This is a genomic window from Arthrobacter sp. NPDC093128 (genome assembly GCF_040683875.1).
In the GTDB taxonomy this organism is placed as follows: Bacteria; Actinomycetota; Actinomycetes; order Actinomycetales; family Micrococcaceae; genus Arthrobacter.
Map to the genome: position 1 here is coordinate 57,549 of NZ_JBFBEY010000025.1, position 8,853 is coordinate 66,401.

Below are 8,853 nucleotides of genomic sequence, written 5' to 3' on the forward strand. Positions count from 1 at the left end.
CATTCAGATCATCCGGTCGTCGGTGCCGAAGACTTCAAGCTCATCGGTTGTAACCCGGTTCGCCACGATGAAGGAACGGTTCCCGACCTTCCAGAGGCCAACACCCTTGGGGAGGTTCTCTACGTGCTCGCACTCGGCTTCAGACAGCCCAAGGGCTTCTTTCGTCAGTCGCATGGCGTCGTGCTTTTGCCGGTAGATGATCCTGGTGTCCGCCTCGGTCAGCAGGCCGAGTGCCTTTTGCCGGTGCCCACTGGAGCTGTCTCCGATTTCGTTGAGGTCGGCGACTTTATGCATGATGAGCAGATTCGCAATGCCGTAGGTGCGGGCTAACCGCCACTGCTCGCTCATTTTGGCGAGCATGTACGGGTCGGCCAGCATGCGCCAGCCTTCGTCGTACACCACCAGCCGTTTGCCGCCGTCGGGATTGGTGACGGCTGCCTCCAGCCAAGTGGCGCCGCACGCGGCGGCCAGGGACAACGCTTGCTCCGACGCGCCGATGAGCGCGGAAGTGTCCATCACCATCATGGGCGCATCGGCGTCGAAAGCAACCGTGGACGGGGCGTCAAACATGCCTTCCAGGTCACCGGAGACCGTCCGCCTCAGGGAGTGGCTGACCGCCAATCCCCCATCCTTGCCCACCAGCCCGATCGTTTCCTTCGACGGGTTCAACAGATGGTCCAGAACCATCGGCAGCGTCGGATTCGAGTTCTCGGCTACCGTCTCCATGAGAGCCATGTCCAGGGCAGTGTGCTCCACCGGACGGAGGGGCATGCCCTGCCGCATGAGAGAAACCAGTGCCACCAACAGGTAGCGACGGCGCTGGCGCACCACGGCATGCCACTGCGCCTCACTCAAGGCGCTGGACCGTGGCCCCGCGTCGAGTGGATTGACGCGGGCAGCGCGACCGGGGCCTACGGAAATGACCTTGCCGCCAACCGCATTGGCGACGGCGACCCATTCACCTTTGGGATCGGAGGCGACGGCGGCCTTCCGCCCCAGCGTTATGGACCTCGCCACCAGGGACTTTCCGCACATGGACTTCCCGGTCCCCACGGTGCCGATGACAACGATCGAGGGTCCGCTGATGACGCCCTTGTCATAGAGAATCCACGGATCGTAGGAGAACGCTCCCGAGCCGAAGACATCTGTCCCGATGTATGTGCCTTCGTTGCCGAGGCCCGACTCTGTGATGAACGGATACGCCGCGGCGAAGGTCAGGGTGGACGCGCGATGCGGTGCCGGACGCAGGCGGTGCGGGCCACGCAGCGAGGCGGGTTCCCGGCTCCCCCAATCGCCGACGTGTTCGGCGGTCTCCAGCCGGGTGCCGACCATCTCGCCAACCCGGTTTAGAGCGGCCGCCCACGGTTGGCTGTCAGCGGCAGCCGCCCGCCGCCGTCGTTCCTTCCGCTCCTTGCGGTTCACGCCGGACGGCACGTATTCCACCGACTGGTTTGTCCGTGTCATCGCAGACCCCGCCCGAACGGGAGCGCACCGGCGACGAACGCAGCCCATTGCTGTCCGGCCAGCAGGCGCAGTTCCACGAAGGCTCCCGCGGCTGCAGACTCCAGTTCCTGCCGGTGACGGGCCAGGTCCTCCAAGGTCCCCGCAGTAACGGTCACGTAGGCAGCGGGCCTAACATCTCCGTGTCCTGCGACGATTTCCTCCTCGCGCTGGGCGACCTCTTCTTCCTCAGCCCGTTGCTCGCGGGTCAGCTGCCTGTCGAAGCGGGTATTGATGCGGCGTCTGGTTTCATGGGCCTCCTGGGCGGAGCGGATGTCCCGCAGTGCCTCGGTTGTGGGGACGGCCCGAATCACCTCCGTCACCGTGTGCCGGAAGTCGCCCACATAAATCAGCGGATGGAGGAAACCCGGAAATACCTTCTGCCGTGGCCACTCAGCGATCCAGAAGGTTTGATGAAAACCGGAATCCGTTCGCACGTATGTCCAGTGCTCTTCCACGGCCATGGGGCCCGCAGGCATGTTAGGCGGCATGGAGTCTCGGGGTTGTAATTTCTTCTTGGCCGGATTCCCTGCCCCGCGTGCGACGGCGGCAGGATCGAATGCGCCCCGAACGACGTCGAGGATTCCGTTCTCCGGCAGCCACTCCTCCACCCTGACGCTGTGCGTCCCCAGCGCGGTGGTCATGGCCTCGACCTCCAGACGGAGCACCTGTTCGAGACCGGCCAGTCCCCCGCCTGACTCTTTGATCCGGCGTCGGGCCTTGGCCATATCCACCACAAGCGCGATCAGGAGATCGTGGCTCATCGTGGAGCCGGCTGCAGAAATCAGATCCTCGTACGCGCGCTGGCCCCACGTGAGTTTGCTGGAGACGTCCGTCGGCCGCGGGGACGCCATTTCGTAGAAGTCCCGCAGGGCGGTGGACGGATACGGAACCGTAAAGTCCTGCACGGCGATTCTCGCGAGACTTGTTCGCTGGGCCATGCCAGCCTGTACGCGGGACCAGGCCTGGACGGCCCATGCTTTATCGTCGCTGTCCAACAGCGCAAATGACCGTGTGCTGCAGCGAAGTACGGCTACCGCCTCTCTGCCACGGGCATCCATGATGAAACACTCTCCTCGCGAGGTCCGGCGCAATTCCAGGTTCCCCAGCCCTCCCGGAAGCGCCAGCCGTCCAGCCAGGACTGCTCGTTCAGGTCTGGTTAGGAACCTTGTTTGTCCGGCCATCGATCGGTAGAAGAACAGGACGGCATGGCTGGCCCATACCGGGTACGGAATCCGTGAATACTGCAACAGCCCGAGGAGCATCAGCCCCAGCCACAACGGTCCCGACGCGAACAAGCCGATCGGTCCTTGAGATGCCGATGCCAGACTTGCCACGACTACGCCGGCCGCTAGCAACAGCAATTGATACCACTTCAGTCCCATGAACAAGCCGCGGCGCTCGTAGCGGGGGAATTTGACTGCTTCGAGGGCGCGTGAAGTTTCAGACATGGAAATCACCGTCGGTTGGGGGCTGGATGACTCGTGGCCGGTGGATGGGAGGATTTGCCGTCGGGGCGATCGGTGGCACGTCGTTCGGTAGCTTCGACGACGGTGGCCGTTGCGGCTCTCTTGGGGACTTGCCGCCACTTCTGGTTCCCGACGCTGATGCGCCCGGGGCCGGGCGCGGTGGTGCGCCACTCGGCTGAGGAGAGGCTGGGCTGGCGGCCGAGGTGCCGGCGTCGAGCATCAACGCACCAGCGTTGCCAGCTGGCGCCGATGACGGCGTTGTACCCGTTGGCCTTCCCGGAAGAGGGGCATCGGTCGGCAGCGTGCGGGTGGGAAATTGGTGACGACTCGACTGGATTGGGCGGGTCATCGACGAACGGCCAGCCATCCCTGCCAGAGTGAAACGGCCACCGGTCTGCCGGCTGATCTGCCGGGCGGTGAAGCTCGAGGTCCGAGTGAGGACGTGTCCACCACCGGCAGTTTGCGCGGCCGCGGCCAGCTCGCCTCCGGCGAAACTCACGAGCCGCAATGCCATCAGAGGCGCACCGCAGGCCAGTGCCATGCCCACAACACCAGCGGCCAGCCCGGCGAATGACTTCGAGTCGGCAAAGAGCTTGATGGCCACGGCCAGCACAGTCGCTGCAAGAGGTTTGGCGAGCAGCAAAGCAACGACGATCTCGCACCACCGACGGGCCCAAGTTTTCGTCTTCTCCCACGGCATCAGCATGAGAGCGACTGGAGCAACAGCGGCGAGCACGATGAGCGCAAAGGATCGGAAGATCATCGAACACATCAGAATGAAGGCCAGGATCCAGACGACAATGACAGCCATCACGGTGACGACGACGGCCCCAGTCGCACCGCCGCTGGTTCCCGGGGCCAACGACACGACGTTCCATTCCCGGCCGGAGTCCGCCGGGGCCCGTTCGAACCCGAAGAGCCGCATGAACACCAGATAGGGATCCGTCCCCATGGAGTCGAGCAATGCCGTAGCTGCGGAATCTCCCACCTTTGCGAGCTGCCGGACAAGGTAAACGGCACCCGCCACCAGGGGAATGGCCGCAGCACCGCCAACCATTGCCCGCACCAGGCGGCGGGGTTGTTGGCTGATCAGACCGGACAGCAACTGGAGGATCATGGCCACGACGAGTGGCGTCATCATGATGACAATCCACCAACTCGTCAGTCCTTCGACGGCCGTCCATTGAGAATCATCGACGTCAGAGACACTGAACGCGCCCGTGATGAATGACCAGATCCAGGATGCGGTGCTCTGGAGGATGTTCGCGAAGAACGACGTGATGGAGCCTTGGACGCCGTCGTTCGCTTGAGAGACGAGACCGCAACCGGGCGGCCACCATCCGTTCAGGTCGCATTGAACCGGCATGACTGACTGGACCTAAAATCCGAGATTGAATGCCGACTGGGACCAGAGGATGTAGCCATTGATCCCGCCCAGTATTGCTGCCACCGGTCCTGTCCAAAGCAGGATCATGCCGCCGCCCGAGGCGAGCCGAGATGACTGGCTCAACTTGCCGGCGAGGAGCATTGCGGCTCCGACGATCGCCACGATCGCGATCACAATGAAGGCCCCGACCAGGATGCCTCCACCGATCTGCTTGAGCGATTCGAGAAAGGGGAAGTTCGTGTTTGGGGTGATGCCAGGATCCACAGCTGCCAGAAACATCGCGCGCTCCATCTGTCGTTTTCCAGGGGAATGAGAGTTTGGGCTCACGACTTCATGGAGGTGTCGGGGTGGGGCGACATGACCTTGTGCATGGCTTTGTACAGAGGCAGTCGGGCAAGGGGCGCACGGATTCTGCGTGAACCAGCTGCAATCGGCCGAAGAGTACGCAGTTCCGGCCGAGAGGGAAGACCAACTCGGCGTCCATGGCTCTACCCGCAGCTCGCTGTGGAGTTGCGCGTAGGGCTTTGAACCCAACGAGAAGCGGCTTTGAGACGGCTGTTATCGGTAATCTGCGGAGTAGCTTTTGAACGAATAGCTCAGCGACAGCGACGATTCAGCACAGCGGTACGCTTCGACGGAGATCCGTTGACTGTGAAGAAGAGGACGCTCTTTGAACCCTTCCGCGGCCGGCTACAAGACGAACCCTGACCGGGCCGAATATGGGCTCCTCCGACGAGCGAAGTCCGGAGAACCGACTCGCGGCCGCGCAGAGTGAAAGCGACAATGTACGGGCAGTCTGAGCCACACGTAGTTGCAGTGATGCGATTCCATCAGTCGCACCGGCCGGAGGCTGGTACTGCCACCTGAAAGATCTCTCCGGACGATAGTTCAGCTCCGGAGACGAACACGGAATGCTTGTTAGGCGGATCTCTACGCTCTTCTTTATCCCGGACGACGTCGTCGCAATGACGGTGAAGTTTTTCTTGGTCGGTTTAAGTACGACCGCCAACGCAGTTCCTGCTGGACCTGCGACCTCTTGCGAGATTTCCGCACTATCCGCAGGTGCAATTTGATAATCGGCGCCACTGGCACAGTCCTGGGTGAAGCTCAGATAAATGAGCCCGGTGCTACTTGTGCCCTCAATAGGCTGTACTGAGCCATTCACGATGCTGTAGATCACCGGGACGTTCCGGCCACGGCTGATAACCGTGCCACACAGCCGGACTTGGCCTTGATCGTAGACGACGGGTCCCTGACTATCTTTGGGAAGTGGACTTGGCGAGCATGAGGTGAGCCCGAGCGAGAATACAAACGCGGTGACAACGATTCTTAGACCTCGACGCATGTTCCCGACCCCCACCGGTAGATATTTCATTGTGTGCCCCCAGCGGTTCGGTCCGCAATGAGTGGCAACACCTCGCTCGATTGCACCGCCTGCGAATCGTCGCTGCCCCGAGTGAGGGCTGCCGAATCCGCGACAAAGATGTCTCCTGAGCGGACTGGTTGACCAGGAATACCGGGCTGGGGCCATTGGTTTATTGGTGCTCATAGTTCAGGATTTGAGGATCTGGGCAGGACGCATCATTAGGTTTTCACTAGCGTCTTGTCGGCGTTTTGTGCTTCGAGGAAGAAGAAGACAATGAGCGGGATTGACGATCTCATGGAAGAGTCCAACGACCGCTGGGCAAACGCGATGAGAAGAGCCCAGGGCATCGAAGACATCGGCCTGGGCGAGGCCGTGAAAACCTATTACACCCGCTATTTCCCTGCCGGATTCTTCATCCTGGTCGCGGCCGTGACCATCGGCGCAACCCTGGCTTTCCCGGGCACCCCGGAGAGGTTGCCGGTCTTCCTGACCTTCGGGTTTCTCCTTGGATTTCTAGGCGCCCTGATTGGGGGCTTGGTCTACAACGCGAAGAAAGTGGCACCCGCAGTAAAGTTCGGGAGGATCGATGTGCTTCTTTCCTTGGAAAACGAGGAAAAGAAGCAGGTCCGTCGTCAGATCGCAGGGAAGGGACCCATCGATTCGGAACATCTTTCGGTCACCCGGGCCGCCGCGGTGCAATTACGAAAGGGCCTGGCCACGCAACTGCTTCTGGCGCCGTTGTATCCGCTCATCTTCATTCCTCAAGTCATGAACTTGGCCCTGCGCGGTGACAGTCTGTTCGCTTGGCTGATGGCGATTGGTGTGGGAGTAATAGCGGCCGGGGTAGGGTTTCTCGTCCGTGACTTCCGGCGGGCGGGCCGGTTCCTGGCTCACACAGCGGAGCAAACAGCCCCAGGGAACGCGCCGCTTTAATGTCCAAAAGCCGAACCCTGACCGGGCCGAAAAATGGCCGTCTCATGCACTGGGCCCAGTAACGGCGAAGAATGCCCGGTCCGAGGGATAGCGACCCCTTGCGGGCATTCCCACGGGAAGGAAGTGGAACGCAGCAGCCAAGGCACGGATATCCTGCAGCCTTGCAGGTAAAGATTGGTGGCGAGGGGCACGCGCTATGAGAACGCCAAGTTCAAAGTCAGCAACACGATTCCTGTGATGAAGAGCAAGACGCTGAATGCAATTCCGAAGGACTCCATTGCCCTTATCTGATGTTGCTCTTGATCCTGCTCAGGTCGGAGCTTGCCGAACATCGTCATGGCGATTTGATATTGATAGCGAGCAATGTCTTTGCGAAAAACGACCCAAATAATTGGGATGAGAATGAGGATCAGCCCGAGTTCGCCAGTCCGCCCGGCACCCGGGGGCAACCCGAGCCCGTAGGCCACCGTCACGAAGGTGCCGATGGCAGCTGCAACGCATGCGGCCAACTGAATCTGGTGCCTTTTGCCAAATGTTTCACCGTTCTCTGCCCAACCCAGCCGGTTCTTCCTGCGCTCGAAGTTGCGCGTCCAAAGAAGCGTTGACACGGATCCGATCACGAAGACGGCGCCGAAGGCGAATAGCCAGGGTTCGCGCATAACGCTGACAATATCCCGACTGCCTGCTGAAGTGGCTAATCGACTGCCGAACCAGTAATCGACGGAGAACACGAAGTCATCAGCGGCCATCACGCAACTTTGATCTAAGTTCTTCTGCATATGAAGCGACGGCCTGACGCTGGTCTCGGGTGAATCTTCTGGCCTGCAGGTCGAGGACAAACCGGCTGCCCAGCTCTCCCACGCCCAACAGCTGACCCACGCGACGGATTGCTTCGTCCATGTCCTCTGAATCCTCAATCTCCTGGAAGACCTCGTCGCGCCGATCCATCGCTTGCACCAGGGCGTCGTGGATCATCAATTGTTCCCTCGTCTGCCGCTCATCCTCATCCATGCCGCGATTCTTGCACGACGGAAGTAATTGGGGCATTGTGCCCCGTTGGGGATCGTGAGCCCAACCCTGAGAGGACTTGCCTTAAAGGTGTCGCAGGTATCTTTCAGGAGAGACCAGGAATGATCGCCAGCTGGAAACCAGATCGAGGTCCGACCATTCCTGCTGCCGAAGTCCCCATGGGCCGACTTCGAGAATCCGCGCGCCGGGAAGTGCTGCAAGAACAGGGGAGTGTGTGGACATGATGACCTGCGAAGAGCCTTCGGCGAGGAGATCTTTCAGGACCGCGAGGAGGCTGAGGCATCCCGCGAAGGACAGCGCCGATTCCGGTTCATCGAGCACCCACAATCCGCGTCCCCGGAAACGATCCACTGCCAGTTCCAAGAACGATTCTCCGTGTGACATGTCGTGGAACGAGATGTCCGGACCCGAGGTGCTCGGGTTCTTCTCAAGGTAGGTGAAGAAGCCGTGCATGGTTTCAGCCCGCAGGAAGTATCCGCGTCTTGTCGCGCCGGCGTTCCGGACGAGCTGCAGGTGATCGGCGAGTATGGATTCGGTAGACCTGGTGCTGTGGCGGGCCCCTGTAGATCCGCCTTCAGGAGACAAGCCATAAGCCAGCGCGATGGCTTCCACAAGAGTGGATTTTCCCGACCCATTTTCGCCTACGAAGATAGTGGCCGGAGTCAGATCGAGCCCCTGGTCTAGAACCTGGGCTACAGGAGGCAGGACACCAGGCCACCGACCGCGGTCGAGAACGTGGGCCGGGTCTTCGGCCAGCCGTCTGATCGGAAAGTTATGCGCGGGCATGCCCCATTCTTACAGGCACCTCTCGCCGTCTTCCCTCAGCCCAGGGGCCGAACCCTGACCGGGCCGAAAAATGGCTGTCTCGTGCACCGGACCCAGTAACGGCGAAGAATGCGCGGTCCGAGGGATAGCGACCCCTTGCGGGCATTCCCACGGGAAGGCAGTGGGACACGGATTACCTGCAGCTTTGCTGGTGGAGGAAGGTGGCCCTGCGGCGGCTGCCTGTGCCTCCCAGGATATTGAGAGGAAATCGTTGACACAGGCGAGGCGCGGGCGTTCGATGATCTCACCGGGTCACGCACCCTGTGAGGAGGCGACCGTCGATGCGGGTGGTTAGCAAGCCTAAACGAGCGTCCGTGATGGTCGGCGGTGCTTTGGTGATTGTC

Annotated in this window: 8 protein-coding genes; 1 reads left to right on the forward strand and 7 read right to left on the reverse strand. The window is 61.2% G+C overall.

Features of this window, described 5'->3' with window-relative positions:
• Positions 1–3 precede the first annotated feature (3 nt).
• The 4 genes from AB0N24_RS23030 to AB0N24_RS23045 are packed head-to-tail and all read right to left on the reverse strand — an operon-like array spanning position 4 to position 4,635.
• Entirely contained in the window at positions 4–1,464 is a 1,461-nt protein-coding gene (locus AB0N24_RS23030; RefSeq protein WP_364129552.1) for an ATP-binding protein, read from the reverse strand.
• The gene (locus tag AB0N24_RS23035; RefSeq protein ID WP_364129554.1) at positions 1,461–2,951 is read right to left on the reverse strand and encodes an SCO6880 family protein; all 1,491 of its coding nucleotides are present in this window, start codon (positions 2,949–2,951) and stop codon (positions 1,461–1,463) included. The genes AB0N24_RS23030 and AB0N24_RS23035 overlap by 4 nt, the downstream gene beginning before the upstream one ends.
• Positions 2,944–4,335 carry a type IV secretion system protein gene (locus AB0N24_RS23040; protein WP_364129557.1) on the reverse strand — a complete coding sequence of 464 codons (1,392 nt, stop codon included), beginning with the start codon at positions 4,333–4,335 and terminating at the stop codon, positions 2,944–2,946. Before AB0N24_RS23040 ends, AB0N24_RS23035 begins: the two co-directional genes overlap by 8 nt.
• A gap of 12 nt (positions 4,336–4,347) precedes the next feature.
• Complete coding sequence (locus AB0N24_RS23045) at positions 4,348–4,635, reverse strand: hypothetical protein (protein WP_043480665.1); 288 nt, start codon at positions 4,633–4,635, stop codon at positions 4,348–4,350.
• Positions 4,636–5,995: 1,360 nt separating this feature from the next.
• Here AB0N24_RS23045 and AB0N24_RS23050 point away from each other — a divergent pair.
• Positions 5,996–6,655 carry a hypothetical protein gene (locus AB0N24_RS23050; protein WP_364129560.1) on the forward strand — a complete coding sequence of 220 codons (660 nt, stop codon included), beginning with the start codon at positions 5,996–5,998 and terminating at the stop codon, positions 6,653–6,655.
• Between the two features lie 194 nt (positions 6,656–6,849).
• On the opposite strand, the gene AB0N24_RS23055 is transcribed toward AB0N24_RS23050, so the two are convergent.
• The 3 genes from AB0N24_RS23055 to AB0N24_RS23065 all read right to left on the reverse strand — a co-directional run bounded on the left by AB0N24_RS23055 (position 6,850) and on the right by AB0N24_RS23065 (position 8,470).
• Positions 6,850–7,404, reverse strand: a complete 555-nt coding sequence (locus AB0N24_RS23055) for a hypothetical protein (protein WP_364129562.1) — start codon at positions 7,402–7,404, stop codon at positions 6,850–6,852.
• Complete coding sequence (locus AB0N24_RS23060; protein ID WP_364129565.1) at positions 7,394–7,666, reverse strand: DNA gyrase subunit A; 273 nt, start codon at positions 7,664–7,666, stop codon at positions 7,394–7,396. The genes AB0N24_RS23055 and AB0N24_RS23060 overlap by 11 nt, the downstream gene beginning before the upstream one ends.
• A gap of 81 nt (positions 7,667–7,747) precedes the next feature.
• Positions 7,748–8,470 (reverse strand): AAA family ATPase, encoded by a 723-nt coding sequence (locus AB0N24_RS23065; protein ID WP_364129568.1) that lies wholly within the window; start codon positions 8,468–8,470, stop codon positions 7,748–7,750.
• Positions 8,471–8,853: the final 383 nt, after the last annotated feature.

Excerpts from the sequence above, each read along its gene's own strand:
- AB0N24_RS23030 (WP_364129552.1), bottom strand. The coding sequence starts at position 1,464 with ATGACACGGACAAACCAGTCGGTGGAATACGTGCCGTCCGGCGTGAAC.
- AB0N24_RS23035 (WP_364129554.1), bottom strand. The coding sequence starts at position 2,951 with ATGTCTGAAACTTCACGCGCCCTCGAAGCAGTCAAATTCCCCCGCTAC.
- AB0N24_RS23040 (WP_364129557.1), bottom strand. The coding sequence starts at position 4,335 with ATGCCGGTTCAATGCGACCTGAACGGATGGTGGCCGCCCGGTTGCGGT.
- AB0N24_RS23045 (WP_043480665.1), bottom strand. The coding sequence starts at position 4,635 with ATGTTTCTGGCAGCTGTGGATCCTGGCATCACCCCAAACACGAACTTC.
- AB0N24_RS23050 (WP_364129560.1), top strand. The coding sequence starts at position 5,996 with ATGAGCGGGATTGACGATCTCATGGAAGAGTCCAACGACCGCTGGGCA.
- AB0N24_RS23055 (WP_364129562.1), bottom strand. The coding sequence starts at position 7,404 with ATGGCCGCTGATGACTTCGTGTTCTCCGTCGATTACTGGTTCGGCAGT.
- AB0N24_RS23060 (WP_364129565.1), bottom strand. The coding sequence starts at position 7,666 with ATGGATGAGGATGAGCGGCAGACGAGGGAACAATTGATGATCCACGAC.
- AB0N24_RS23065 (WP_364129568.1), bottom strand. The coding sequence starts at position 8,470 with ATGCCCGCGCATAACTTTCCGATCAGACGGCTGGCCGAAGACCCGGCC.